Source organism: Bradyrhizobium sp. WSM2254 (assembly GCF_000472645.1).
GTDB lineage: Bacteria > Pseudomonadota > Alphaproteobacteria > Rhizobiales > Xanthobacteraceae > Bradyrhizobium > Bradyrhizobium niftali.
The window spans coordinates 231479-258087 of record NZ_KI421445.1 but is presented as its reverse complement, the minus strand read 5'-3'; the positions used below and the strand labels follow the sequence as shown (position 1 = coordinate 258087).

Here is a 26609-nt window from a genome sequence, read left to right as displayed (position 1 = left end):
CCGGGAACGGCGTCAGCCGATGGCGGTCAGGGCCCGGCGGATGGCGGTGAAGATGTCGTTGATCTGCTCCTCAGTGATGATCAAAGGCGGCGAGACCAGGAGCGTATCGCCGCTGCCGCGGATCAGGATGCCGTCCTCATAGCAGCGGCTGGCGCACTCGGTGCCGCGCGCCCCCGGTGCGCCCTCGCGCGGCTTCAAGTCGATTGCGGCCAGCAGCCCGATGTTGCGGATGTCGACGACATGGGGAAGGTCGCGCAAGCCGTGCGCGTGGTTTTCCAGAACCGGCGCGAGGCGGCGCGCCCGCCCGAACAGGTCGAGATCCTGGTACACGTCGAGCGCGGCAAGACCCGCCGCGCAAGCGAGCGGATGGGCCGAATAGGTGTAGCCGTGGAACAGCTCGATCGCGTTGTCCGGCCCCTGCATGAGCGCGTCGTAGACCTTGCCGCTGACGATGACGCCGCCCATCGGCACGGCAGCGTTGGTCATGCCCTTGGCGCAGGTGATGAGGTCGGGCGTCACGCCGAAGGCGTTGGCGCCGAATGCGGCGCCGAGGCGTCCAAACCCTGTGATCACCTCGTCGAAGATCAGGAGGATGCCGTGCTGGTCGCAGATCTTGCGCAGCCGCTCGAGATAGCCGACCGGCGGCGGCAGCACGCCGCCGGAGCCGGTCACGGGCTCGACGATGACGGCGGCAACGGTCGAGGGATCGTGCACTTGCAGCAGCTTTGTCAGCTCGTCGGCAAGATGCGCGCCCCATTGCGGCTGGCCCCGTGAGAGCGCCATGTGCTCCGGATCATGCGTGTGCGGGAGGTGGTCGACTTCAGGGAGCAGCGGGCCGAAATCCCTGCGGTGGCGGACGATGCCGCTCACCGACAGGCCGCCCCAGCCCATGCCGTGATAGGCCTTGGCGCGCGAGATGAAGCGGATCCGGCTGGCCTCGCCGCGGGCGCGGTGATAGCCGCGCGCGATCTTCAGCGCGGTGTCGACCGATTCCGATCCCGAATTGGTGAAGAAGACATGGTCGAGCCCCGCGGGCGCGATCTCGGTGATGCGCCGGGCAAGCTCGAAGGCGGCCGGATGGCTCATCTGGAACGAGGAGACGAAATCGAGCTTCGCCGCCTGCGCCTGGATCGCCTCGACGATGCGCCGCTGCCCGTGTCCCGCGTTCACGCACCACAGCCCCGCCATGCCGTCGAGAATGCGCCTGCCGTCGTCGGTGATGTAGTGCATGCCTTCGGCGCCGACGAAGATGCGCGGCTTCGACTTGAACTGCCGGTTCGGCGTCATCGGCAGCCAGAACGGCTCCATGGCCTCGCGGGTGAGGGGGCTGTTGGAGGAAGCGAAGGCGCTCATGGGCATGACAACTCTTGTACGTGTTCAGGAGGATTTTGACGGAGCGGAATTGGCGGGGCTGCGTTTGAGCTTGGCGGCGCCTTCGAGATGCCGGCGCAGCAGGGCGGCGGCGGCCTCGTTCTGGCCGGCTTCGAGCTGGTCGAGGATGGCGAGATGCTCGCGGCAGTTCACGATCACGCGCTCATGGCCGAAGGTCCAGTCGTAGTTTCCGAAGCGCCGCAGCCGGTTCTGCTGCTGAACCGCGACCAGCAGATAGCGGTTGCCCGACGCGGCGGCGAGGCCTTCGTGAAAGGCCGCGTTCATCTCGTAGAGCGCGATGCTGACCGTGTCGCTCCACGGCATCGCCAGCATCTCCTGATGACGGCGGCGCATCTCGGCAGCCCATGCCGGATCGAGCTGAAATCCCGGCTCGAGCAGGCCCGCAGGCTCGATCAGCAAACGGTAGCGATAGCTTTCATCGCGCGCCTGTGAATCTGCGAGGGTGGGCTGGAAGCGCCAGCCATGTCCCGGCTTGCGCTGGACCGCGGCAACTTCGGCAAGCCTGGTGAGGACGCGCTGCACGATCGGCCGCGTCGCATCGTAGCGCTGCATCAGGTCGCGTTCCGAAACCTCATCGGGCAACCGGCCGGCGCGGCGATCGCGCGCGATGGCGAGGAACAACCGGTCGGTATCGTCGGGGCTTGGCTTCGGCGGCGTCTTGTGCGGGGCAGGTGCGGTCTCGGCGACGAAATAGCCGCGGCTGGCGCCGGCGTGGACGAGCTTGCGTCGTGCCAGGAACTTCAGCGCGGCGCGCACCGGCGTGCGTGAGACCTGGAGGCGCGCGGCCAGCGCAACTTCGGCAAGACGTGTTCCGGGTGCGAGCTGTTCGCTCCGGATCAGGTTCATGATCCCGGCGGACAGTTCGCGCTGAAGACGGCTTGGGGACGCTTTTTCCAAGGTCGATTTCGCGGCTGAAGATTTTTGTTTCATGTAATTACAAAATACATTAGGCTTCGCCGGAAAGCAAAAGGAACTTCAAGAAGGAATTTGGCGTCCCATGGTCGAGCCCTTTCCCCTCATCGAAATCTCGGGTCCTCCGCGCGAGCGTGGGCGTCAGTACGGGCAGAAGGCGGCGGGCCGCATCAAGAAGGGGACGACCCATTACTTCGCGCAGTTGAAGGAGCTTTCGCTCGATGCGAAGGGCGTGGCCGCGCTGGTGCGCGACTATCTGCCCGTCATCGAGGCGTTCGAGCCGAGCTATATCGAGGAGATGCGCGGCATCGCCGAAGGCGCCGACGTTCCGTTCGAGGACGTCGTCCTGCTCAACGCCCGCACCGAGATCATCAAGCTCGCCAACCCGGCCATCCGCGCGCGGCTGAAGACGCCCGACGAGCCCGACGGCTGCACCGGCGTCGTTGCGCTGCCGGCGGCGACCGCCAATGGTCGCCTGATCCATGCCCAGAACTGGGACTGGAAGCGCGAATGCGCGGAGACGGCGGTGGTGCTGAAGGTGCGCCGCGACGACGGGCCGGATCTGATGACCTTCACCGAGGCCGGCGCGCTCGGCCGCTGCGGCTTCAATGCCGTCGGCATCGCGATCACCGCGAACTATCTCCAGAGTGACCGTGACTATCGCGAGGTCGGCGTGCCGCTGGCGCTGATCCGCCGCAAGGTTCTGGAGCAGGAGCATCTCGCGCTCGCCATGCGTGCGGTCTACTGCACGAAGAAATCCGCGGCCAACAACATGATCGTCAGCCATCGCGAGGGCGTGGCGATCGATTTCGAATGTGCGCCGGATGAGACCTTTCAGGTGCATCCGCAGAACGGCCTGCTGGTGCACGCCAATCACTTCGTGAGCCCGGTTGCGCTTGGCAAGCTCAAGGACGCCGGTATCCAGGATACGCCTGACAGTCTCTACCGCGACATCCGCGTTCGCGATCTGCTCCAGCCTCACATCGGCAGCATCACTTTCGACACGGTCAAGAGCGCCCTGTTCGACGAGTTTGCCTATCCGTGGTCCGTCTGCCGCCCGCCGCGCCGCAATCTCAGCAACAATCTCAGCGCCACCGTCGCGATGATCCTGATGGAGCCGGCGAGCGGGCTGATGCAGGTGGCGCCGCTGCCGGCGCTCAATCGCGAGTTCACCAGCTACCGGCTCGAGATCGACGAGATCGGGCGCGCCGCCTTCGAGCGGTCGGCTGCGGCGGGGGCGGCGTGATGCGACGGCGTCGGCCATCGCCGGCGTGGGCGGTTGGTCTCGCCGCCTTGGCCCTGCTGGCCATGCTGGGGAAGGCCGGCGCTGAAACCTTGCTGCGGACGCGGCTCAACGCCGATATCCGGTCGACCGATCCCGGTACCAATCGCGACGCCAACACCGACGGCGTGATCGCGCATGTGGTGGAAGGACTGGTCGCTTTCCGTGACGACACTTCGATCGGCCCGATGCTCGCCGAGAGCTGGTCCGTGTCGAACGAAGGCAAGACCTACACGTTCCGCCTGCGCCAGGGCGTCAAGTTCCACAACGGCGCGACCATGACCGCGGATGACGTGATCTGGTCGCTGAAGCGCTGGCTTGATCCGGCGACGCAATGGCGCTGCCTGTCCGAGTTCAGCGCCACCGGAATCGCGCGGATCGAGAAGATCGAGGCGCCGGACCCGCAAACTGTCGCCATCACGCTCGATCAGCCGAGCGCCTTGTTCCTCCCCACTGTGGCGCGGCCCGATTGCGGCCAGACCGCGATCATTCACCGCGACTCTGTCGGCGCGGACGGCAAGTGGATCGCCCCTGTTGGCACCGGCCCGTTCAAGCTCGCCGAGTGGAAGCGCGGACAATATGTCGATGTCGTCCGCTTCGACGGCTACGTCTCGCGCAGCGAGCCGCGTAACGGCTACACCGGTGCCAAGGACGCCAAGGTCGATCGCGTGCGTTTCAACGTGATCCCGGACAGCTCTGCCGCGAAGGCGGGGCTGCTCAGCGGCTCGCTCGACGTCATCATGAGCCTGTCGATCCCCGATCTCGAGGAGCTCAAGTCTCGTCCCGAGGTGCAGCTCAGCATCACGCCCGCGCTCGGCCTCACCGGCATCCTGTTCCAGACCAAAGACCCGCTGCTGAAGGACGTGCGGATCCGCCGCGCCATCGCGCTCTCCATCGACACCGCGCAGATCGTCGATGCCGTGATGATGGGCACCGCGCGTCCGAACAATTCCGCGCTGCCGCTCGGCAGCCCGTTCTATGGTGAGACGCAGTCGCACGGTTATGCGCAGAATATCGCGGAAGCCAAGAAGCTGCTGCTGGAGGCCGGCTACCGCGGCCAGCCGATCAAGATGATCACCAACAAGCGCTACAGCTTCGTGTTCGATTCCTCCGTGCTGGTGCAGGCGATGGCGCAGACAGTCGGGATCAATATCGAGCTCGAGGTGATGGACTGGGCGGCGCAGCTCGACCGCTACAACCGCGGCGACTACCAGTCGATGGCCTTTACCTATTCGGCGCGGCTCGATCCCTCGTTGAGCTTCGAGATGCTGACCGGGCCGAAGGCGACGCAACCGCGCAAGGTCTGGGACAATCCGGAGGCGCAGGACATGCTGCGCCAGTCGATGATGATCGACGATGCCGCGAAGCGGCAGGCGCTGTTCGACGACATGCACAAGCGCTTCATCGCTGACGTCCCGATGATCGTGCTGTTCAACGGCGCCGAGCTAACGGCGCTGCGCAAGGGCATCAAGGGCTATGCCGGCTGGCTTTATCCGCAGCCGCGGTTCTGGGGTGTCACGGTCGAGTAGGGCGGCGCCATGTTGAGTTACCTCGCAAGACGGCTGGCGATGACGATCCCGACGCTGCTGCTGGTCGCGATCGCCGTGTTTGCGCTGGTCCGCCTCATCCCCGGCGATCCCGTGCAGGTGATGCTCGGCGATGCCGCCGATCCCACGCAGGCGGCGCAGCTCCGCATGCAGCTCGGGCTCGACCAGCCGATTCCAGTCCAGTTCATGCACTGGATCGCCAAGCTTGCGGCCGGCGATTTCGGGCACTCCATCACCAACAATCTCGCGGTGCTGCCGCTGATCCTCGACCGCTTCCAGGTCAGCGCGGTCATCGTGCTGGTGGCGGTTGCTGCGGCCGCCTGTATCGCCGTCCCGGCCGGTCTCGTTGCGGCCTGGAAGCAGAACAGCCTGCTCGATCTCTCCGTCGTCGGCGGGGCCACGCTGCTGCTGTCGATCCCGAGCTTCTGGCTCGGCCTGCTGTTGCTGCTCCTGTTCGGCCTCAAGCTGAATTGGCTGCCGGTGATCGGTTATGTGCCGTTTGCGGAGAATTTCTGGCAGGCGGCGACCTTCATCGTGCTGCCGATCGCGACGCTCACCATGGTCGAGATCGGTGTGCTCACGCGCATGGCACGTGCCGCCTCCATCGAGGTGCTCAGGCTCGAATATGTCACGCATGCCCGCGCCAAGGGCGTACCGGAATGGCGCGTGCTTGCCCGGCACGTCCTGCCCAACGCGTTCGCGCCGACCTGGACGCTGATCGGCCTCGTGCTCGGCCATCTCCTCGGCGGCATCGCCGTGATCGAGACCGTGTTCACGCTGCCCGGCCTCGGCCGGCTCCTGGTCGATTCGATCTTTGCACGTGACTATCCGGTGGTGCAGGGCTGTCTGCTCTTCACTGCCGTGATCTACGTCGTGGTCAATTTGATCGTCGATCTTTGCTACCCGCTGTTCGATCCCAGGGTGACGGTGGCATGAGGATGCGCGCCAACACCGCAATCGGCGGCGCGTTGATGGCGCTCCTGCTCGGCGCGGCCGTCACCGGAGCCTTCTGGACGCCGTTCGACCCGCTGCGCATCAATCTGCGCGCGCGGCTTCAGGCGCCGTCGCCTGTTCACTGGCTCGGCACCGATGAATTCGGCCGCGACGTGCTGAGCCGCATCATGGTCGGCGCGGGCGCCAGCGTCGTGATTGCGCTGGTCACGGTGATGCTGGCGATTGCGGCCGGCATGGTGATCGGCTGCACGGCCGGCTACATTCGCGGCTGGGCCGACCGCATCATCATGGCGGTGAATGACGCGCTGCTCGCCTTCCCCGGCATCCTGCTGGCGCTGGCCGTGATGATCGTGGTCGGCGCCAACAAGGTCGGGCTCATCCTGGCGTTGGGTCTTGCCTATATCCCGTCGGTCGTCCGCGTGGTGCGCGGCACGGTGCTGTCGATCCGCGAGAAGGAGTATGTCGAGGCGTCGCGCGTCATCGGCAATTCCGAGGTCTATTCGATGATCCGCCATGTGATGCCGAATGCGATTGCGCCGGTTGCGGTGCTCGCAACCAGCATGTTCGGCTGGGTGCTGCTGGCCGAGAGCGCGCTGAGCTTCCTCGGCCTCGGCGTGCCGCCGCCGGCGCCGACCTGGGGCAACATGTTGGCGGCGAGCCGTCCGTTCATGGAGACGGCGGCCTGGCTCTCGATCGCGCCGGGCCTCTGCATCGCGCTGACGCTGCTCGGCATCAACCTGCTTGGCGATTCCTTGCGCGATCGCCTCGACCCCAGGATGGCGCACGGATGACGCTGCTGTCGGTCGAGGATCTCGGTATCGAAGTGTCGGCCAGCAAGGCCGTGATCGTGGAGGGCGTCTCCTTCGCGGTCGAGCGCGGCGAGTTCCTCGCCGTCGTCGGCGAATCCGGTAGTGGCAAGACGGCGGCCGCGCGCGCCGTGCTCGGCCTGCTGCCATCAGGTCTTCGCCAGGCCGGCGGCCGGATCGTGCTCGACGGCATCGACCTCGCCCGCGTCTCGGCGCGACAGATGCGGGCGCTGCGCGGGCCGACCGTTGGCATGGTGTTCCAGGAGCCGATGGTCTCACTCAACCCCGCCATCAGCGTCGGCGCGCAGATGGCGGAGGGGCTTGGCCTGCATGAGCGGCTTGGCAAGCGCGAGATCCGGCGCCGCTGCCTCGATATGCTCGCGCGGGTTCAGATCCGCGATCCCGAGCGGACCTTTGACGCCTATCCGCACGAATTCTCCGGCGGCATGCGCCAGCGCATCATGCTCGCCTCGGTGATGCTGCTGAAACCGAAGCTGCTGATCGCGGACGAGCCGACCACGGCGCTTGATACCCTGACCCAGCGCGAGGTGCTCGACCTCATGGTCGGGCTCGCCCGCGATCACGGCACGTCGGTGCTGCTGATCACCCACAATCTTGGCCTCGTGTCGCGTTATGCGCAGCGCGCACTGGTGTTGCGCCAGGGCAGGATGGTCGAGACCGGAACGACGCGGCAAATCCTGTCCTCGCCGCGCGAAGCCTATACCAAACGGCTGGTCGAGGCCTTGCCGCGCCGCGGCACCACGACCAAGGCGCGGCAGGTCGGCGAACCCCTCGTCAGCGTGCGGGGCCTCAAGGTCGGCTTCGCCGGGCGGCAGCGATTGTTCCGGCGCGATGCCGGCGTCCCGGCCGTCAACGGCGTCGATCTCGACATCGCCGCCGGCGAAACGGTTGCGGTGGTCGGCGGCAGCGGCTCGGGCAAGACCACGCTCGGCCGCGCCATGCTGCGTCTCATTCCGACCTCGGGCGGAGAGATCAGGTTCCGGGGCAGGGACGTCACGTCAAGTGTCGACCGTGACTTCCGCCTCGCCTCGCAACTGGTGTTCCAGGATCCTTATTCCTCGCTCGATCCACGGATGCGCGTCGGCGAGATCGTCGCCGAACCGCTGCGCCACGTGCCGCAATTGACGGCGAGCGAGCGCGACAAGCGCATGGAAGCGATGCTGGAGGAGGTCGGGCTTGTGGGCCTCGGCAAGCGCTGGCCGCATGAATTGTCCGGCGGTCAGCGCCAGCGGATCGCGATTGCGCGTGCCATTGTGCGCGAGCCGGCCTTCGTCGTGGCGGACGAGCCGGTCTCGGCACTCGACATGACCATCCAGGCCCAGGTGCTGAAGCTGTTCGAGCGGCTTCAGGCGCAATACGGCTTCGCCTGCCTGTTCATCAGCCACGATCTCGCTGCCGTCGAGCAGGTCGCCGACCGGGTGGTGGTGATGCAGGGCGGGCGGATCGTCGAGCAGGGATCGCGTGACGAGATCTTCGATCGTCCGCAGCATGACTACACCAAGGCACTGCTCGCGGCCGCGCCCGTGCTGGACTTTGCGGGGGCGGCAACAGCACGCGCCTCGGGCTGAACAGGATCTTGCGTATGAAGCGTTTTGCCGATCAATCAGGGTCTTGAACCCGGCGGCATCGGTCACGGCATGCGGGATTTCGCCAGCACGCAGTGAATGCCCTTGTTGCCGTCGACCAGCTGCGTGACGCGCAGGTCTGCGGCGATCGAGCAGAGCGTATAGGCATCCTGGGCGCTGAGGCCGCTGTGCTCGCGGATCAGCGCGATCATGTCGCGCAGCGCGGCCTTGGCCGCGTCGTCGAGATCCTCGTCAAACCCCATGGTGATCCAGTCGGACGCCGTCTCGGCACGGGGCGAGGTGAGGCGAAGATCGCGGCGGACGTGGAATTCGAAGGTGCCGGTGAGCGCCGCCTCGATCGCAGTCAGGCAGACTTCGCCATCGCCCTGCAGCGCGTGGCCGTCGCCGGCGGAGAACAGCGCGCCCGGCACGAAGACCGGAAAATAGAGCGTGCTGCCGGCACCGAGCTCCTTGTTGTCCATGTTGCCGCCGAAAGCCCGCGGCTCCTTCGAGGACAGCCGGCCCCATGACGGCGGCGGCGCGACGCCGAAATTGCCGAAGAAGGGAGCGAGCGGCAACTCCTGCCCCCAGGGGAGTTTTGCGACGTTGCGCGCGCGGTCCAAGGGAATGTGGATGCGGCGGAACTCGGGAAAATCCTCAGGCAGCGTTCCGAGCGTCGGGACCTGGAGATTCCAGCCCCAATTGCAGCGCAGCTCGATGCTCAGCACGCGCACTTCGAGCACGTCGCCGGGCTCGGCGCCCTCGATGTGGACAGGTCCGGTGAGAAGGTGCGGGCCCGGACCGCGGAACGCGCTTGCCAGCACCTCCGCATGTCCGGGCACGCTATCGAAGCCGAGCGAGGGATCGGGCAGATCGTCCGGCTCGCCCGAGAGGGTCTCGATGGTGACGCGGTCTCCGGATGCGATCCGGAGCACCGGCTTCAGACGTCCGTCCCAGAGTCCCCACTGGACGTTTCCGGGGGTGGATCGCAGGACGAAGTCCATGGTCTGACGCTACCTTCCCGCGCTGCTCGCAACGATCGAGGAGGGCGACGTGACATGCTTGCCCAGCGCAAGATAGACCAGCCCCGAGACCCCGATCCCGAACAGCCAACTCAGATCGGCCCCGCCCAGGAGGTTGATCGAGACCGGCCCCTGGAGCGCGCCGACAAGGCCGTCCTCCACCAGCCATCCGGCGACGAGACCGGCGAAGAACGCGATCATGCCGGCCCAGTTGATGTCGCCATAGGCGCTGGTCTCCGGCGAGCGGTAGAGCTCGGCGACGTCGATCTTGCCCTTGCGCTTGAGGAAGAAATCCGCAAGCACCACGCCGGCCCACGGGCTCATCCACAACAACAGGCTGATCATCCAGTTGTCGAACGCCTTCGCAAAGGACGGCGCGAAGATGAAGTACAGCGTCACCAGATAGCCGGCGACGCCGACGATGACGGTGAGCCAGAAGCGCGAGAACTTCAGCCCCGCGCTCAGCGCCGCCAGTGTCGCCGAGTAGACGTTGAGGATGTTGGTCGCGATCGGGCCATGCAGCACCATCAGCAGAACGAGGATGCTGACCGGCCCGCCGAACACCGCGCTGACCATCTTTGCGGGATCGGTGTCCAGCGTCGTCGAGGCGATAGTCGCGCCGAGAATGCCGAGCCAGACCGTCGGCACGAACATGCCGACATAGCTGTACCAGAACACGGATTTCGATGGCACGCTTCGCGGTACGAAGCGCGAATAGTCGGAGGCCCAGGTGACCCAGGAAATGCCCCAGCCGACGCCGATCGCGGTCATGAGCAGGGTCAGCATCGCCAGATGCGCGCCCGGCGGCAGCGAGGTCGTCAGGCTCCAGTTGACGACACCGGGGCGCGTCCAGGCCAGCACGCTCATCAGCACCATGATGGCGATGGTGGGCGGCACCGTGTATTTCTCGAAGGTGCGGATCGCGTAGAACCCGTACACGCCGATCAGGACCTGCGCCGCCATCACCAGCGTGATGATGACGATCTCGATCAGCCACGTGTCGGGAACGCCGAACTGGCCGAGAATGCCGATTGAAACCTTCACCGGGAAGTAGGTGTTCACGCCGATCCAGCCCAGCGTCATCACGAACATCAGGATGCTGGGCAGGTAGGCGCCGCGGACACCGAACGCGGACCGGCTCAGCACCATCTGGTTGACGCCGGTCTTGTGCCCCATCGCCGTGAAGGTCGCGAAGATCGCGCAACCGACGATGTTCCCGAGCACGATGACCGCGATCGTCTCCATCAGTCCGAGCTTCAGGATGATGCCGAGCGCGCCGAGCGCCCAGTTGACCGGCGCGATGTTGGCGCCGGCCCAGATCCACATCTGCTGCGGCCCGGTCGAGTCCCGGTCCGCATCGGGAATTGGCTCGATGCTGTGAATATCAGCGCGAAGTTCGGAATCCGTCATGACATCCCCCAATGCGAAGCACGCTGCGTATCGTCGCAGCATAAATCGTGCCATTGGTCGCACAGCCGCCGGAGCAGGGCGTGCGCCGATGCCGGATGCGATATGGTTTGCGCCGGATTGCTGTTGAGATTTCAAATGCGATCGACGTCGCGCGCAGGCTTGTATCGGCTCATGTCGAGCCACCTGTTTGCAACCCGGCGACCGGCGCGGAGCCTCAGGGTCTTGCGCGCGCGAGCAGCGGTACGATGATAAATTGGGCAGCCCAACTCAAAAGTGCAGCAGCCGCTTCTAGTCGAATAGGGCAGCGGCGCTGTCGCGGCTGGGATTGCCGGCCACGATGCGCTGCATCATTTCGATGAAGAGCGCCTGTTCCCGCTCGCTCAAATCGCCGAGCGTCGCACGGTGCGCCCGTCGCGCCGCGCCCTCGATCTTGACCAGCAGGGCGGCGCCGGCAGGCGTCAGGCGGCACAATCGCGCGCGGCGATCGTCCTTGTTGATGGCGCGCTCGACCAGACCTCGTGCGGCGAGCCGCTTCAACGCGCCGGTCGTCGTCGTTCGATCGAGGGCGATATCGGCCGCCAAAGTGGTCTGATCGGCGGTTTCGCGCACCGCCAGCGCCGAGAGCAGGCTGTATTGCAGCGGCGTGACCTCGAACGCGCCGCAGGCTTCCTGAAACAGCGCGACATGAATCTGGTGCAGCCGCCGGATCAGATAGCCGGGACGTTGCGACAATGGCCAGGGGCGGTGCTTGCCCCCGCTGCGACGCGTCTTCCCTTGCCGCAATGCACGCTCTCCCAAGCTGGAACCCCGCCGCGCTTAGCTCGATTCGAGTGCGCCCGCCACCGTCAGATCATGGCACGAAGCTTGCTTTTGTCAAAATGCGAAGCATACTTCGTATTTCCGGGGCGAAGCAATCGCCGCCGTGAGGTGAGGAGAGCGCCATGTCCATCACTGCCAGCTTCGACCTTCTGCTGCGCGGCGGTCGCGTGATCTGTCCGGCCTCGGGCGTGGACGGCATCCGGGATGTCGCCATCCGCAACGGCAAGATCGCGGCGGTCGCGCCGGACATCTTGCCGACGAGTGCGAAGGAGGTCGTCGATGTCGGCGGCAAGCTCGTGCTGCCGGGGCTGATCGACACCCATGCCCATGTCTATCAATATGTCTCCGGCCGCTTCGGCATGAACCCCGACATGGTCGGCGTGCAGTCGGGCGTGACGACGGTGATCGACCAGGGCGGTCCGTCCTGCATGACGCTGCCGGGCTTTCGTCATTTCATCGCCGAGCCGTCCCATACGCGCGTCTATGCCTTCCTGTCCGCCTATCTCGTCGGCGGACTCGAGGGACATTATTATCCGCAGCTCTACAGCCCCGACGGCGTCGACATCGATGCGACCGTCAAGGCGGCGACGGCCAATCTCGACATCGTGCGCGGCATCAAGGCTCACGCCGAGATCGGCGGCTTTGCGCGCTGGGGCATCCGCGTCATCGAGATGGCGGCGGAGATCGGCAAGCGCGCCGATCTGCCGGTGTATGTGCATTTCGGTCAGCTCTGGGGCCTGCCCGAGAGCGGCGCCAATGGCGAGGATGCCGATACGATCCTCACGCGCGTGATCCCGCTCTTGCGCGAGGGCGACGTTCTCGCCCATCCGTTCACGCGCCATCCCGGCGGCTTCGTCAACCGCGAGGGCGAGGTGCATCCGGTGATCCAGGCGGCGCTCGATCGCGGCCTGAAGGTCGATGTCGGCCACGGCAGCCATTTCTCTTATCGGCTCGCGAAGAAGGCGATCGCCGCCGGCATCATTCCGACCACGCTCGGCGCCGACATTCACGGCTACAACACCCATGTGCCCGCGCCGGCCGGAACGCCCGACCAGCACGAGGACGAGGAGAACCATCCCTTCGCAGGGCAGGCCAAGTTCAGCCTGGTCCAGGCGATGAGCTCGATGATGGCGCTCGGCCTGTCGCTCGAGCAGGTGGTGCCGATGGTCACCGCCAATCCGGCAAAAATGCTCGGCCGCAGCGCGGAGATCGGCGCGCTCAAGGCCGGCATGGATGCCGACGTCTCCGTGCTCACGGAGCAGAGCGGCCGGTTTGTGCTGAAGGACAACGAGAAGAACGAGGTGATCGCCGAGCGCCTGCTTCAGCCGGCCTTCTGCCTGCGCGCCGGCGCGCGCTTCGACGCGGTCGCGCCGATCCTGCCGCAGGCCGTCGCGGCGTAAGGCCGCGCGGTGATGGAGAACGCCGGCGTGCGCAACGAGCGAGAGTTTCCTTCAGGCAGATCCGGGCAGGGCGTGGGTGCGCGGCTGCCGCGGAAGGAGGACGACCGCCTGATGCGCGGCCGCGGCCAGTTCGTCGCCGACATCAGGCTTGCGGGTCTTCAGGACGTCGCCTTCGTGCGCAGCCCGCTGGCGCATGCACGCATCCGCGGCATCCACGTGCCCGAGCGTCATCGTGGCAGCGTCTTCACAGAGGCGGACCTTGTCGGCGTCAAACCGATCCGCGCCGTTTCAGGACTTCCGGGTTTCAAGATCTCGGAGCAGCCGGTGCTCGCCGCCGGCAAGGTGCGCCAGGTTGGCGAGCTCGTCGCCATGTGTCTCGCGCCGACGCGGGCCGAGGCGGAGGACATCGCGGCCTCCGTGACGCTGGATCTGGAGGAGCTGCCCGCGATCACCGACATGCTGAAGGCGCGCGAGGCGGCTTCCGCGCTGGTGCACGAGCATTGGGGCGACAACGTCTTCCTGGAGACCAATTACGAGGTCGACATATCAGCCGCGCTCGACGCGCCGATCAAGGTGACGCGCGAGATTTCGACCGCGCGGCAATGCATGTCGCCGCTCGAAGGCCGCGGCGTGGTTGCGACCTTCGATTCCAGACTCGATCAGCTCACACTGCATTCGGCGGCCCAGATGCCGCATATCACGCGCAGCGGTCTTGCCGAATGCCTCGGCATGGAGGAGAGCCGGATCCGCGTCATCTCGCCCGATGTCGGCGGCGGCTTCGGCCACAAGGGCATTCTGCTGCCTGAAGAGGTCTGCCTGTCCTGGCTGACGATGCGCTGCGGCCATCCCGTGCGCTGGACCGAGGACCGCCGCGAGCATCTCGTCGCCAGCTCCAATTGCCGCGAGCACCACTACAAAATCACGGTCTATGCTAACAGCGACGGGACGTTGCGCGGCATCGATTGCGAGGCGACCGTGGATTCCGGCGCGTACTCGTCCTACCCGTTCTCCGCCTGTCTCGAAGCCGCGCAGGTCGCAAGCATTTTGCCCGGTCCCTACAAGATGCCGGCCTATCGCTGCCGCACCTTTTCGGTCGCCACCAACAAATGTCCGATCCTGCCGTATCGCGGCGTCGCGCGCACCGGCGTCTGCTTTGCGCTGGAGTTGATGCTCGACCTCGTGGCGGCCGAAGCCGGGCTCGAGCCCGGCGAGGTGCGGCTGCGCAATCTGGTACAGCCGGAACAGATGCCGTTCGACAACATCACCAGGAAGCATTTTGACAGCGGCGATTATCCGGAGGCGATGCGGCGCGCGCTCGCCGCGATCGATGTTGAGGCCATTCGCGCAAAGCAAAGCCAGGGCGAGACCGGTGGCCGCCGTATCGGCGTCGGCGTTTCCATCTATTGCGAGCAGGCGGCGCACGGCACCTCGGTCTATTCCGGCTGGGGCATCCCGATGGTGCCGGGCCATGAGCAGGCATCGGCGCGGCTGACGCCCGACGGCGGCCTCGAGCTGCGCGTCGGCGTGCATTCGCACGGGCAGGGCATGGAGACGACGCTCGCCCAGGTCGCGCATGAAATGCTGGGAATAGACGTCGCAAAAATCCGCATCATCCTCGGCGATACCGCGATGACACCCTATTCGACGGGCACCTGGGGCTCGCGCTCGATGGTCATGGCCGGCGGTGCGGTGGCCACCGCCTGCCGCGAGCTCGGCGAGCGTGCAAGGCGCATCGGTGCCAAACTGCTGCAGCATGACCCGGCTTCGGTCGTCCTGCAGAATGGCGAGGTGCGCGGCGTCAATGGCAGCGTCAGCCTGAAGGCGATTGCTCACACCTGGTATCGCCGCCCGCAGGATCTGCCTGTCGATGTCGATCCCGGCGGGCTGGAAGTGACGCAGGGCTACAAGCCGGTGCGCGACAGCGGGACGTTCAGCTACGCCGCGCATGCTGCCGTCGTCGCGGTCGACCCTGATCTGGGCGAGGTCGAGATCCTCGATTACGTGATCGTCGAGGACGGCGGGGTGCTGGTCAACCCGATGGTCGTTGACGGCCAGATCTATGGCGGCCTCGCCCAGGGCATCGGCACCGCGCTCTACGAGGAAATGCCGTTCGATACCTCCGGCCAGCCGCTGGCGACGACGCTGGCCGACTATCTGCTGCCCGGCGCGACCGAGGTCCCGGCGGCGCGCCTCGATCACATGGAGACGCCGTCGCCCTATACGCAGTTCGGCGTGAAGGGCATCGGCGAGGGCGGGGCGATTGCGCCGCCCGCCGCGATCGCCAACGCCGTCAACGACGCGCTGCACCCGCTCGGTGTCGAGCTGATGCAGTCGCCGATCACACCCCATCGTGTCGTTGCGGCCGTGCTGGCCGCGCGCGCGGCCGAACGGAGCGCGGCATGAAACCGGCTCCGTTCAGCTACGAGCGCCCGCGCGATCTTAATTCGGCGCTGTCGATGCTGGCGGCAAGCAATGGATCTGCGAAGATCATCGCCGGCGGCCAGTCGCTCGGGCCTATGCTCAATCTGCGGCTGGTGCAGCCGGAGCTGATCGTCGACATCTCCGGCCTTGCCGAGCTCAAGCAGGCCGGGCTTTCCGGCGGCGAGCTGGTGCTCGGGGCCCTGGTGACGCATGCCGACATCGAGGACGGGCGCACGTCCGACGTGACCCGCGGCGCCATGCGCGCCGTCGCGGCCAACATCGCTTATCGCGCAGTGCGCAACCGCGGCACGATCGGCGGCTCGCTCAGCCATGCCGATCCCGCCGCGGACTGGGTTTCCGCGCTCGCGGCCTTGGGTGCGCGCGTCACGCTGCGCAGTCTTGCCGGTGCGCGCTCGATGGCGATCGAGGCCTTCGTCGTCGGTGCGCTGGAATCGGCGCTGCACGCCGGCGAAATCGTCGAGGCGATCCATGTGCCGGCCCGCGCTGTCTCGGCGCATTGGGGCTATGCCAAGAGCTGCCGCAAGACCGGCGAGTTCGCCCATGCCATCGGCGCGGTCCTTGTCGATCCCGCCGCCGCCTCGGCGCGCGTCGTGATCGGTGCGATCGATACGGCGCCGATCGTCGTGACGGATGCGGCGGAGCTGTTCGGCGGCCGGATTGCGGCCGACTACAAGCAGCGTTTCGACATCAGGGTCGCCGATACTCTCCTGATGAAGGCCGGCATCGACGATGTCGCGCAGCGCCATATCCATGTCAGCGTGTTGAAGCGCGCAGTCCTGGAGGCCGCCGCATGAATACGATCGCGCTTCATGTCAATCGCCGCGCGGTGGAGGTGTCGGCCGAGCCGCGCACCAGCCTTGCCGATTTCGTGCGCGACAAGCTCGACCTGACCGGCACGCATCTCGGCTGCGAGCACGGCGTCTGCGGCGCCTGCACCGTGCTGCTCGACGGCGTGCCGGCGCGCTCCTGCATCACCTATGCGGTGGCCTGCGAGGGCGCCGACGTCACCACGATCGAAGGCCTCGACGAGGACGAGGTCACGACCGAGCTGCGCGCCGCCTTCACCCGTGAGCATGCGCTTCAATGCGGCTATTGCACGCCCGGCATGCTGGTTTCGGCGCGAGACCTGGTGTTGCGTCTGCCTGACGCCGACGAGCGGGGCATTCGCGTCGGCCTCAGCGGCAATCTCTGCCGCTGCACCGGCTATGTCGGCATCGTGCGGGCCGTGCAGTCCGTGATCGAGGCGAGGCGCGCGCGCAACATCGCGCCGCAGGCCGATGGCGGCCGGACCAGTCTCGGCCCCGCCGGATCGGGGCGAGCCACGTCAGATCGAAGCGAGCCTCAGCCTGCGCGGCAGGCGTTGGCCGCGGCATCAGACCGCGCCGCGGCAGGCACCATTCCCGACTTCACTCCGGCGACCATTCTCGATCAGCGCTTCACGCTGCCACACCCGCCGGCAAAGGTGTTTGCGATGTTCGACGATATCGCCGGCATCGCAGCCTGCCTTCCCGGCGTGTCGCTGACGGCGCCGCCAAGGCCCGAGCGCGTCGAAGGCGTGATCCGCGTCCGGCTCGGGCCGATCGCAGCAAGCTTCGAGGGGGCCGCGCGCGTCGAACGCGATCCCGCGACGCTCTCCGGCCGCATCAATGGCATCGGCACCGACCAGCGCAGTCATTCGGCGACACAGGGCGAGATCCGTTATCGCCTGGTCCCGCTCGAGGGCGGCACCGCGACCGCCGTCGAACTGTCGATCGGCTACACGCTCACGGGCATGCTGGCGCAGATCGGCCGGGCGGGCCTGGTGCGGGATCTCGCCAGGCGCCTGGTTGCGGAGTTCGCGGCAAATCTCGACCGCCACGTGTCGGGCGCGTCGTCGGCGCAGGCGGCCCCGGCGGAGCTCAGCTTCTGGTCGCTTGCATCAGACGTTTTGCGCGCCCGGCTCGCGCGCATCCTTGGCCGCGTCTTCACCGGAAAAGGTGGAGCGGAATGACCGGCGCGCGCGCGCCGCAGAGTGACGAAGCCTGGACTGCTAGACATCAACAGCGTGGGATTTGGAGAGACAACATGACACGAGCACTCGGACTGGTTGGGACAATCGCGCTGGCGACGGCCCTGGTCGGCGGCACGGCAGGGGCGCAGACCATCAAGATCGGTGTCAACGAACCGCTCACCGGCGCGTTCGCGGCGTCCGGCACCTACGTCGTCAATGGCGCCAAGATCGCGGCCGACGAGATCAACGCCAAGGGCGGCATCCTGGGCAAGAAGATCGAGCTCGTGATCGAGGACAACAAGAGCAACCCGACCGAAGCGGCCGCCGTTGCCGAAAAGCTCATCACCAGCGACAAGGTGCCGGTCCTGATGGGGGCCTGGGGCTCGAGCCTGACGCTCGCGGTGATGCCGAAGCTGATGGAATACGAGACGCCGATGGTGGTGGAGACCTCGTCCTCGGGCAAGATCACGACGACGGGCAATCCCTTCATCTTCCGCATCTCGCCGCCCTCGGCGGTCGAGGCCGCGGCGTTCAAGGGTATCGTGGACAAGCTCGCCCTGAAGAAGGTCGACTTCCTCGTCATCAACAACGACTGGGGCCGCGGCACCGCCGAGGACTTCAGCAAGATGATGAAGGACAAGGGCATCACCATCGGCCTCGTCGAGACCATGGACCAGGGCGCGCAGGACATGAGCGCCCAGCTCTCCAAGATCAAGAGCTCTGATTCCGAGACCGTCATCGTCACGACCGCCGTCGACCAGCTGACGCTGATCTTCAAACAGGCCGCTGCGCTCGGCCTGAAGAAGCGCATCATCACCACCGGCGGCTCGCAGAATCCGGACCAGATCATCGCCCAGGCGGGTGCCGCCGCCAACGGCACCATGCATCTGACGACCTTCCTGCCGTGGTTCCCGGACAAGACGCCGAACCCTGAGGCGACCAACTACTTCATCACGGAATGGAAGAAGCGCGGTTTCGAATTCGCCGGCTGCACCGAAAGCTTCCGCGGCTATGACGGCATCCGCACCGCGGCGGCCGCGATCGAGAAGGCCGGCAAGGCCGAGCCGGCTGCGATCAAGGCGGCGTTCTGGGACATCAACATCAAGGGGCTCAACGGCGACATCGTGTTCCGCAAGTCCGGCCCCGAGGGCAAGGAGAGCGGGCAGAGCCAGCCGAACGTCTATCTCATCGAGATCAACGACGGCAAGGTCGAGATGAAGACGCTCTGACGTCGACCAGCCCTGGGCGAGGGCGGTACATCGCGACCCTCGCCGACATCTGAATCAAACGGGAACAGCCTTGAGCGAGTTTCTCCAGCATCTGGTCAACATGCTCGTGCTCGGCGGCACCTATGCGCTGCTCGGGATCGGGCTGACGTTGATCTTCGGCATCATGAACGTGGTGAACTTCACGCATGGCGTGCTCTACACGTTCGGCGCCTACATCATGTTCATCGTGGTGCAGCAGGTCGGGCTGAACTTCTTCCTGGCGTTGCCCGTCGCCGTGCTGGCCGGGTGGCTATTGGGGGCGGCTATCGAGCTGACTTTGCTGCGGCCGCTCCGCGGCTCCGACATCGACACCACGATGCTGGTCATGATCGGCGCGTGGATCGCGATGCAGTCGGGCTCCCTGTGGATCTGGGGCGGCGTCGCCAAATCGGTGGCGACGCCGTTTCCCGAGGCGCCGCTGGTGCTCGGACCCGTATCCGTGTCCTGGCTGCGGCTGTTCGTGCTTGCCGCCGCGGCACTGCTGATCCTGGTGACGTACCTGCTGATCAACAGGACGAGCCTCGGCCGCGCGATGCGGGCAACATTCCAGGACCACGACACGGCCTCGCTGATGGGCGTCAATGTCGATATGATCTACACCTCGACCTTCGCGATCGGCTCCAGCCTTGCCGCCGCCGCGGGCGCTCTGCTCGGGCCGGTCTACGTGATCTTCCCGCAAATGGGCGATCTTGCCGCCGTCAAGGCGTTCGCCATCGTCATCCTCGGCGGTCTCGGCAACATCACGGGCGCGGTGATCGGCGGCTTCATCCTGGCTTTGGCCGAGGAGCTTGGCGCGGGCTACGTTTCGTCCGGCTATCGCGATGCGATGGGCTTCGTGATCATCATCGCGGTTCTCATCTTCAAGCCGACCGGCCTGTTCGCGCGCGCGGAGCGCGTCGGATGAGAATAGCCCTCACCATTCTCGCCGTCGCAGCCCTTGCCTCGGTGCCGCTCTGGCTGCGCGATCCCTATTTGCTGAACGCGCTGATCACGACCGGAATCTTCGTCATCGGCGCGATGAGCCTCAATCTGCTGCTCGGCTTCACCGGCCAGCTCAGCCTCGGCCACATCGCCTTCTTCGGCATCGGTGCCTATGTCAGTGCGCTGACATCGCTCGGCTTCGACGTCGGCCTGCCCGGAGGCTTGCGTCTGGTTCACGCGCCCTGGCCGCCCATCGTGGGATTCGTGCTCGCGATCATCATCGCCGGATTGTGCGGCTATTTCGTCGGGTTGCTGTCATTCCGCGTCCGCGGCGCTTATTTTGTCATCGTCACGATCTCCTTCGCCGAGGTCGTGCGGCTGGTCGCGCTGAACTGGGTCGAGCTGACGCAAGGTCCGCTGGCGCTGACCAACATTCCCTCCATCGGGCTGCCGTTGCCCGGCCTTGGCGAACTGACGCTGCGCACCAAGCTGCAGAACTACTATCTCGTGCTGGTCGTGGCTCTCATCGCCTATCTCCTGATCGCGCGCCTCGTTCGTTCCCATTTCGGCCGCGCCATGCGCGGATTGATGGAGAATGAGACGCTCGCCGTCTCCGTCGGCATCGACGTGACGAAGACGCTGACGCTGGCGGCGGTGATCTCGGCCGCGATCGCGGGCGCGGCCGGCAGCCTCTATGCCCACTACATCCGGATCATCGACCCCGAGGTGTTTGCCTTCATCAACACCGTCACCATGGTCATCATGGTCATCAGCGGCGGCAAGGGCTCGCTGGCCGGTCCCGTCGTCGGTGGCCTGATCTTCGGGCTGCTGCCGGTCGCGCTGCGTCCGGTCATGGCGCCGGAGGCGCAGTGGATCGCCTATGGCGGCGTGCTGATCGCCATCCTGTTCGTGCTGCCGCGCGGTATCGTGCCCTCGCTCGCGCAGCGATTTCGTAGGAGTCGGAGCGGCACGACGGCGCTGGCGCCGGTGGCCCTCACCGAGACAGCCGTCAAGGAGCGGGCGTGATGACGGCGCGCAGCGTTGCCATGACGATCGAGCAGGTCGCAGTCCGCTTCGGCGGGCTCGTCGCGATCTCCGACATGAGCTTCACCGTGGGCGAAGGCGAGATCGTCAGCCTGATCGGGCCGAACGGCGCCGGCAAGACCACCGCCTTCAACGTCATGACCGGCTTTCTGGAGCCGAGTGCAGGGCGTGTCACCTATCGTGACACCGCGCTCAACGGATTGAAGCCGCATCAGATCGCGGACCTCGGCCTGATCCGCACCTTCCAGCGCACCAGCGTGTTTCCCAACGATACCGTCTACGACAATCTCCTGATCGGGCTGCACCGCCAGGGCCGGGTCCGGCTGCTTGACGCCATCCTCGGCCTGCCGGGGGCGCGCGCCTCGGAGCGCAAGCTGCGACAACGGGCGAGCGAGCTGATCGAATGGGTCGGTCTCGAACGCCGTGCCCACGATGCGGCCGGCTCGCTCTCCTACGGCGAGCAGCGCCTGGTCGGCGTCGCGCTGGCGCTCGCGGCGGAGCCATCGATGCTGCTGCTCGACGAACCCGTCTCGGGCATGAATGCCTCGGAGACGCACCGGTTTGTCGAGCTCATCCGCAGCATCCGCGACCGCGGCATCACGATCCTGCTGGTCGAGCACGACATGCCGATGGTGATGACCGTTTCGGATCGCATCGTGGTGCTCAACTACGGCCGCATCATCGCCGAGGGGACACCGGACGTGATCCGCAACGATCCCGCCGTGATCGAGGCCTATCTCGGGCATGGAGCGGCACGTGCTTGAGATTCGCGACATGGTGTGCGGCTATGGCGGCGTCACCGCGCTGCGCGGCATCTCGCTTGACGTGAAGGCCGGGCAATTGGTGGCGCTGATCGGGGCCAACGGCGCCGGCAAAAGCACGACGCTGCGCGCGATTTCCGGCCTCGTGCCGCCGCGCGCAGGCCAAATGCGGTTCGAGGGCATCGACATCACCGGGGCGCGGCCCCCGCGCGTGCTGGCGAGCGGGATCGCGCATTGTCCGGAAGGGCGGCGCGTGTTTCCGCACATGAGCGTCGAGGAAAATCTCGACATGGGGGCTTACCTCCGTCGTGGTTCAGGCGAGATCGCGGCCGATCGCGATCGCATCTATACGGAATTTCCGCGGCTCGCCGAACGACGCCGGCAGGCAGCGGGCACGCTGTCCGGTGGCGAGCAGCAGATGCTCGCGATCGGGCGTGCGCTGATGTCGCGGCCGCGGCTGATCATGTTCGACGAGCCCTCGCTCGGCCTTGCCCCCAACATCGTCGAGCGCACCTTTGCGATCATCCGCGGCATCCGCGATGCCGGCACCACGGTGCTGCTGGTCGAGCAGAACGCGTTCGCTGCGCTGGAGATGTGCGACCACGCCTATCTGCTCGAGAACGGCCGCATCGTGCTGTCCGGGGCCGGCTCTGAGCTGATCGAGAACGAGCATGTGCGGAAGGCCTATCTCGGTGGATGATCCGGCGGTCCGTCCGGACGAGCCGGCGTGGATTCCGGTCTGTGACGTCAGCCGGCTGAAGGCAGAGACCATCGTTCGCGTCGCCGGGCGCGACCTGCTGGTGATCTGGAACGAGGGCGATGTCATCGCGTGCGAACGCGCCTGTCCGCACGAACAGGCGGATCTCGGCTTGGGGCAGGTGGCAGCGGGCCGGCTGTATTGCCCGCGCCATGCGGCGTCGTTCGATTTGCGCGACGGGACGATTACTTCGGGATGGCCGAGCCCACCGTTGCAGCTCTATCCGGTCAAGGTCACGGGAGAGCAAGTCTGGGTTGAAGCGCCTGAGCGGCGATCGGGGCGATGATGCGACCATGCCCCTGTCTTGCCCGGCGTGTCAAAACGGTCCGCGTCGTAGATTTTGCCTTTGGAAACAACGGCGTTCTACTGTGAATGGGGTTGTTTTCGCGTTTTTAGTCCAGCAATCGGCGGGCGGCGTCGACCAGACTGCCGTCCGGCCGACGCAGCGCTTCGAGGATGGTGAAATGGTCGGCGCCTGCGACCGGAATGAGCTTGCCGGGCGCCTGCGCGGCCGCACGCTTCTCATGAAGGTTGATTGAATCCATCACCAGCGCCGGCAACTCGTTGCTGCCATAGGCGATGTCGAGCCGCTTTGGCGTCACGGGCAGGCGAAGCGGCGAGAGCGTGGCGATTTCGTCGTCCGTCAGTTTCAGCGCGTTGTTGAGGCCGGTATCGCGGATCGGCGCCAGGTCGTAGACACCTGATATCGCAAGCCCGGCATGGACGCGCGGATGGTCCAGCGCCATCGCCACGAGATGGGCGCCAGCGGACCAGCCCGACAGGACGACCGGTCCGCCGACGCCATAGGATTCGCCATGCGCGGCGAGCCAGTCGAGCGCACGCGGGATTTCAGCGACGATGTCAGTGAGGGACACCTCGGGCGCCAGCGAATAGCCGGGAATCGCAACCGACCAGCCATGTGCGGCAACGCCTTCGACGAGCATGGCGAACAGCTCGCGGGAATTGCGCTGCCAATAGCCGCCGTGCACGAACATCAGGCAGGGCGCATCGGGCTTTGCGGCGGGGTAGAGATCGATCTTGTTGTTCGCCCGCTCGCCGTAAGGCAAATCGAGATGGGACTTCAGCGTACCGCGCAGCCGGCTGGAGGCTTCGTTGCGCTCGGCGATCAGGGCAGGGCTGTTCTTGACCGCCGCATTGTTGTCATAGGCGGCGCTGCGTTCCGCCTGGGACAGTTCGGCCCATTTGCTGCGGGGGTCGAACGGCCGATGTGTCGAGCTTGTGTTGTTGACCATGGAGTCTCCGAGCGGCCGGTCGTGGCAATGACCGGCGTCGCTCGCTCCTGTCTGCCACGAATCCCGCTTGAATTGCACATCGCTTGCGCTCAGACGAGGGATGCGCCGTTCGCGGAACTTGTTTCAGCAGGCCGTGGATGGACGGGTCCGCGGCGGCAAAACCGCCGATGGAAATTGACGCGCAAAGGCACTCGTCTTCGGTTGAACACGCGATCCATCGATCACCTCGAGCCGGCCGCAGCGGTTCAGGGTGTGCAGCTTTCGGCCGGGCCATGTCGGTCCGGGCTTGAGCGAGTGGCGGACGATCTGCTTGAACGTCGTCGGCGACAGTTCGACGACTTCCGCGAGGCCAAGCGCCGCGCCGTATCCGTCGGAACAATTCTGCACCGGTCGCCACAGCCTGTCGTTGATGGTGACGAAATTCCCAGCCGGTCGCGTACTCGCGCGATCGATCAGGACCGGGTTGCTGGCATGAGGCAGCCAGGGGCCGAGCAGGCGGTCGGCGTGGAAGATCGCAAGCGAATCCGAATAGCCGCCGGTTCCGTCGCGCCAGGCGCCAAACAGATAGTTCAGGCCGTTGTGCCGCGTGATCGTCACGTCGGCGAGCTCGAGGCCCGACAGCAGCGTCGCGTGCCGCTCCCATTGATCCGGAAACCGAACGCATTTGTAGAGGGCGACGTCCCCGTTGATCGAGCTCTCCGGGATCATCCACAGCTCGCCATCGTCCTCGATCAGGAACGGATAGGACAGGTGCCAGGGCTCTTCCAGCACGGGCACGACGTCGCCGACTGGCCCGGTGTCACTGAACTCGATCGCCGAAATGATTCCCTTGCCGACCCGGTGATCGAGATCTTCAAAAAAGACGAACGTTCGTCCACGCCAGGTGACGGGAAAGGGATCGGCGTAGAAGTGGTTTCCCGGATCTCCCAGGACGTTCCAGCGAGGCCCGGAGAGATCTCCCGTCTGCCAGACGCCTGCGCCGTCGTTGAAGCGCCATCCGATATGCCAATGCGGGGCGTAGCAGCAGAGGCGATAGATCTCCTTGGCGATCGAGGCGGCGAGGCCGCGCGCGACGTAGCCAAGCGGTCCGCGGCGACTTGCATCGCCGGCGGGGCGCGCCAGTTGCGGCAGGATGCGTGGCCGTCCCGACAGGATTGCAGCCACCATGGTCAGGGTTCGCGCCATGACCGTTTCGAGCGCACCGCTCAGGCCGGCGGCAATTTCTCCCGACGGGTGACCGCGATCGAGCACGGCGCCGTCGATCTCGTTGACGATGTCGATCACCGGCAGCTCGCCGCCGAGAATGGCGGCGAGCGCGGCGTTTTCCCCTGCCGCTCCGTTGAAGAGCGGGCGCAGATACAGCGGAGCCGAACAGTCCCGATCCCGCGCGCCGCTTGTAAAATCGACGATCACGTTGGCCGTGCCAGTGCGAGCCTGCGTCCGCTCCGGAATGATCTTCAGCCTGTCGGCGCCGCTGGGTTTGCCCTTGTGCAACACCACGCGTTCGAGCGCGAACAGCGCGTCGAGACCTGCGGGACGTGACTCCGCCGTCGTCGTCCAGGCGATTTGGACCGGAACGTCCCGCCCGTCGATCGACAACGTCTCGCGGCGCATCCACCGCCGCGCATGCTCTCGTTCACAGCGAAACTCGATGATCATGTCGAGCTATTCCATTCCAGCGGATCAGGTCACGTGACCTGGCCGAGAATTCGAACGTATTCCTCCACCATGGCGTCTACCGAGTACCGCAACTTCAGGCCTTTGGCGTTTTGCCGCAGTTCGTCGCGCAGGGTTTGGTCGGTCAGGAGTCTCGAGACGGCGGCCGACAGCTTCGCATAATCGGAGGCATCGACGAACAGGGCTGTCGGCTTTCCTTCGAAGGACAGCACCTCGCGCAGGACGGGTAGATCGGTGACGACGGAGGGAACGCCGGCGTTTGCAGCTTCGACCGCGGCGAGGCCGAAGGTCTCGGCCTGTGTCGGAAATACGAACACGTCCAGGCAGGCCAGAAAATCGGCCATCTGACGCGGGGCGATTTCCCCGAGCAGATGCAATCTGTCCGATACGTTCAAATCGTCCGCCAACTGCCTTAGCCGGACCTCGTCGGTTCCCTGGCCGGCCAATGCGAGATGCCAGGACGGCTGATCCGGCAGGAGGCGTATCGCCGCATCGAGCCGCTTGTGCGGGTGCAGCCTCGCGGCGCAGCCGAGCAGGATGCGGTCGGTCGGCAGTTTGAACTTCTCTCGCGCAGCTTGCCTCGGCAGAGTGAGCGCCTTGTCGTCGAAGCCGTGTGGCACATGCACCATGCGCGACCGGTAGGCCGCGGGGTAGCGCGAATATTCGCGCTGCATGTCCAGCGAGTTCAGCGTGATGCGATCGAAGAAGCCGAGGCTGCCCATGACGATGTCGGCCGTGCGGACCGGCCAGCTCATCGACAGCGCGGACGACACCTGATTGGCGATGACGGGTGCGCGGCAGACGAGGCGAGACACGCCGGCGCCGATGACGTTGCCGAAATGCTGAAAGGTCAGAACGGCATCGGGCCTGGTGGTCCTGATGTGACGGCCGAGCGTCCGCAGCATTTGCAGCAGGGCCAGCGGATGTCCCGGCCGGCTCGATGCGCAGTAGAGCGTATCGGGCGGCTCGTCGAAGGAATCCGACTTGCGGAAGAAGAACAGATTGGTGACCCGATAGCCGCGTGCGGTCAGGCCGGCGCCGAGCAGCCTGGAGATCTCCTGGGCGCCCGCATTCTCGGCCTGGGTCTGGACCAGAAGCACGTGCAGCTTGGGTCCGCCGCCGCCCCGACTTGCGAGTGCTGCTGCAGTCGACGGCAGCTTCGGTGCCTCGCCCAGTTCTGCGCCTGGCTGGTAATGCAGCACGGATTCCGACCTGCTAATCAAACGTTCACCTTCTTGATGCCGTACCTAACATGCGAGCCTCGGGCGGACACCGACTAGCAATAAACGGAGTTAATGCGCTGGCCGCCGGACCGCATCGTTCACATCAGAATGACGGGGGTTCCGCACGGAGCGAGGCGCGCGCG

General features: G+C 66.0%; 23 protein-coding genes. 15 read left to right on the top strand and 8 right to left on the bottom strand.

Going from position 1 to position 26609, the window contains the following annotated elements:
- Window positions 1-12: 12 nt before the first annotated feature.
- Together A3M7_RS0140125 and A3M7_RS0140120 are read right to left on the bottom strand one after the other, a co-directional pair.
- Window positions 13-1353, bottom strand: coding sequence for an aspartate aminotransferase family protein (locus A3M7_RS0140125; RefSeq protein WP_049823993.1), 1341 nt, complete (start codon window positions 1351-1353; stop codon window positions 13-15).
- 24 nt (window positions 1354-1377) lie between these two features.
- Window positions 1378-2289: a GntR family transcriptional regulator gene (locus tag A3M7_RS0140120; protein ID WP_245284434.1), complete on the bottom strand. Its 912-nt coding sequence runs from the start codon at window positions 2287-2289 to the stop codon at window positions 1378-1380.
- Between the two features lie 100 nt (window positions 2290-2389).
- Here A3M7_RS0140120 and A3M7_RS0140115 point away from each other — a divergent pair, with 100 nt between their 5' ends.
- The 5 genes from A3M7_RS0140115 to A3M7_RS0140095 are packed head-to-tail and all read left to right on the top strand — an operon-like array spanning window position 2390 to window position 8482.
- Window positions 2390-3550, top strand: coding sequence for a C45 family peptidase (locus tag A3M7_RS0140115; protein ID WP_027548938.1), 1161 nt, complete (start codon window positions 2390-2392; stop codon window positions 3548-3550).
- On the top strand, window positions 3550-5115 hold the full coding sequence (locus A3M7_RS0140110; RefSeq protein ID WP_049823992.1) for an ABC transporter substrate-binding protein: 1566 nt from the start codon (window positions 3550-3552) through the stop codon (window positions 5113-5115). The genes A3M7_RS0140115 and A3M7_RS0140110 overlap by 1 nt, the downstream gene beginning before the upstream one ends.
- A gap of 9 nt (window positions 5116-5124) precedes the next feature.
- Complete coding sequence (locus A3M7_RS0140105; protein WP_027548936.1) at window positions 5125-6069, top strand: ABC transporter permease; 945 nt, start codon at window positions 5125-5127, stop codon at window positions 6067-6069.
- The gene (locus A3M7_RS0140100) at window positions 6066-6878 is read left to right on the top strand and encodes an ABC transporter permease (protein WP_027548935.1); all 813 of its coding nucleotides are present in this window, start codon (window positions 6066-6068) and stop codon (window positions 6876-6878) included. Before A3M7_RS0140105 ends, A3M7_RS0140100 begins: the two co-directional genes overlap by 4 nt.
- Entirely contained in the window at window positions 6875-8482 is a 1608-nt protein-coding gene (locus A3M7_RS0140095) for an ABC transporter ATP-binding protein (protein ID WP_027548934.1), read from the top strand. Before A3M7_RS0140100 ends, A3M7_RS0140095 begins: the two co-directional genes overlap by 4 nt.
- A gap of 62 nt (window positions 8483-8544) precedes the next feature.
- Here the strand turns inward: A3M7_RS0140095 and A3M7_RS0140090 are convergent, their stop codons facing one another.
- The 3 genes from A3M7_RS0140090 to A3M7_RS0140080 form a co-directional block, all read right to left on the bottom strand.
- The gene (locus A3M7_RS0140090; RefSeq protein ID WP_027548933.1) at window positions 8545-9483 is read right to left on the bottom strand and encodes an acetamidase/formamidase family protein; all 939 of its coding nucleotides are present in this window, start codon (window positions 9481-9483) and stop codon (window positions 8545-8547) included.
- Window positions 9484-9492: 9 nt separating this feature from the next.
- On the bottom strand, window positions 9493-10911 hold the full coding sequence (locus A3M7_RS0140085; RefSeq protein ID WP_063629492.1) for a cytosine permease: 1419 nt from the start codon (window positions 10909-10911) through the stop codon (window positions 9493-9495).
- 288 nt (window positions 10912-11199) lie between these two features.
- Window positions 11200-11694, bottom strand: coding sequence for a MarR family winged helix-turn-helix transcriptional regulator (locus A3M7_RS0140080; RefSeq protein WP_027548931.1), 495 nt, complete (start codon window positions 11692-11694; stop codon window positions 11200-11202).
- A gap of 158 nt (window positions 11695-11852) precedes the next feature.
- On the opposite strand from A3M7_RS0140080, the gene A3M7_RS0140075 reads away from it, so the two are divergent.
- From A3M7_RS0140075 to A3M7_RS0140030, 10 genes are all read left to right on the top strand, one after another.
- The gene (locus A3M7_RS0140075; protein WP_027548930.1) at window positions 11853-13130 is read left to right on the top strand and encodes an amidohydrolase/deacetylase family metallohydrolase; all 1278 of its coding nucleotides are present in this window, start codon (window positions 11853-11855) and stop codon (window positions 13128-13130) included.
- Between the two features lie 12 nt (window positions 13131-13142).
- A complete protein-coding gene (locus tag A3M7_RS0140070; protein WP_198033910.1) occupies window positions 13143-15533 on the top strand; it encodes a xanthine dehydrogenase family protein molybdopterin-binding subunit in 2391 nt (796 codons plus the stop codon).
- Complete coding sequence (locus A3M7_RS0140065) at window positions 15530-16366, top strand: xanthine dehydrogenase family protein subunit M (protein WP_027548928.1); 837 nt, start codon at window positions 15530-15532, stop codon at window positions 16364-16366. Before A3M7_RS0140070 ends, A3M7_RS0140065 begins: the two co-directional genes overlap by 4 nt.
- Window positions 16363-17562: a 2Fe-2S iron-sulfur cluster-binding protein gene (locus A3M7_RS0140060; RefSeq protein ID WP_027548927.1), complete on the top strand. Its 1200-nt coding sequence runs from the start codon at window positions 16363-16365 to the stop codon at window positions 17560-17562. The genes A3M7_RS0140065 and A3M7_RS0140060 overlap by 4 nt, the downstream gene beginning before the upstream one ends.
- 74 nt (window positions 17563-17636) lie before the next feature.
- Entirely contained in the window at window positions 17637-18791 is a 1155-nt protein-coding gene (locus A3M7_RS0140055) for an ABC transporter substrate-binding protein (RefSeq protein WP_008140618.1), read from the top strand.
- A gap of 70 nt (window positions 18792-18861) precedes the next feature.
- A complete protein-coding gene (locus A3M7_RS0140050; RefSeq protein WP_027548926.1) occupies window positions 18862-19734 on the top strand; it encodes a branched-chain amino acid ABC transporter permease in 873 nt (290 codons plus the stop codon).
- The gene (locus A3M7_RS0140045; RefSeq protein ID WP_027548925.1) at window positions 19731-20777 is read left to right on the top strand and encodes a branched-chain amino acid ABC transporter permease; all 1047 of its coding nucleotides are present in this window, start codon (window positions 19731-19733) and stop codon (window positions 20775-20777) included. The genes A3M7_RS0140050 and A3M7_RS0140045 overlap by 4 nt, the downstream gene beginning before the upstream one ends.
- Window positions 20777-21559, top strand: coding sequence for an ABC transporter ATP-binding protein (locus A3M7_RS0140040; RefSeq protein ID WP_027548924.1), 783 nt, complete (start codon window positions 20777-20779; stop codon window positions 21557-21559). Before A3M7_RS0140045 ends, A3M7_RS0140040 begins: the two co-directional genes overlap by 1 nt.
- Window positions 21552-22256: an ABC transporter ATP-binding protein gene (locus A3M7_RS0140035; RefSeq protein ID WP_027548923.1), complete on the top strand. Its 705-nt coding sequence runs from the start codon at window positions 21552-21554 to the stop codon at window positions 22254-22256. The genes A3M7_RS0140040 and A3M7_RS0140035 overlap by 8 nt, the downstream gene beginning before the upstream one ends.
- Window positions 22249-22599, top strand: coding sequence for a Rieske (2Fe-2S) protein (locus A3M7_RS0140030; RefSeq protein WP_245284433.1), 351 nt, complete (start codon window positions 22249-22251; stop codon window positions 22597-22599). The genes A3M7_RS0140035 and A3M7_RS0140030 overlap by 8 nt, the downstream gene beginning before the upstream one ends.
- A 106-nt stretch (window positions 22600-22705) precedes the next feature.
- Here A3M7_RS0140030 and A3M7_RS0140025 read toward each other — a convergent pair whose 3' ends face one another.
- The 3 genes from A3M7_RS0140025 to A3M7_RS0140015 form a co-directional block, all read right to left on the bottom strand.
- Window positions 22706-23566, bottom strand: coding sequence for an alpha/beta hydrolase (locus tag A3M7_RS0140025; protein ID WP_027548921.1), 861 nt, complete (start codon window positions 23564-23566; stop codon window positions 22706-22708).
- 123 nt (window positions 23567-23689) lie between these two features.
- The gene (locus tag A3M7_RS0140020) at window positions 23690-25225 is read right to left on the bottom strand and encodes a hypothetical protein (protein WP_027548920.1); all 1536 of its coding nucleotides are present in this window, start codon (window positions 25223-25225) and stop codon (window positions 23690-23692) included.
- A 29-nt stretch (window positions 25226-25254) separates the two neighbouring features.
- Entirely contained in the window at window positions 25255-26445 is a 1191-nt protein-coding gene (locus A3M7_RS0140015) for a glycosyltransferase family 4 protein (RefSeq protein ID WP_027548919.1), read from the bottom strand.
- Window positions 26446-26609: the final 164 nt, after the last annotated feature.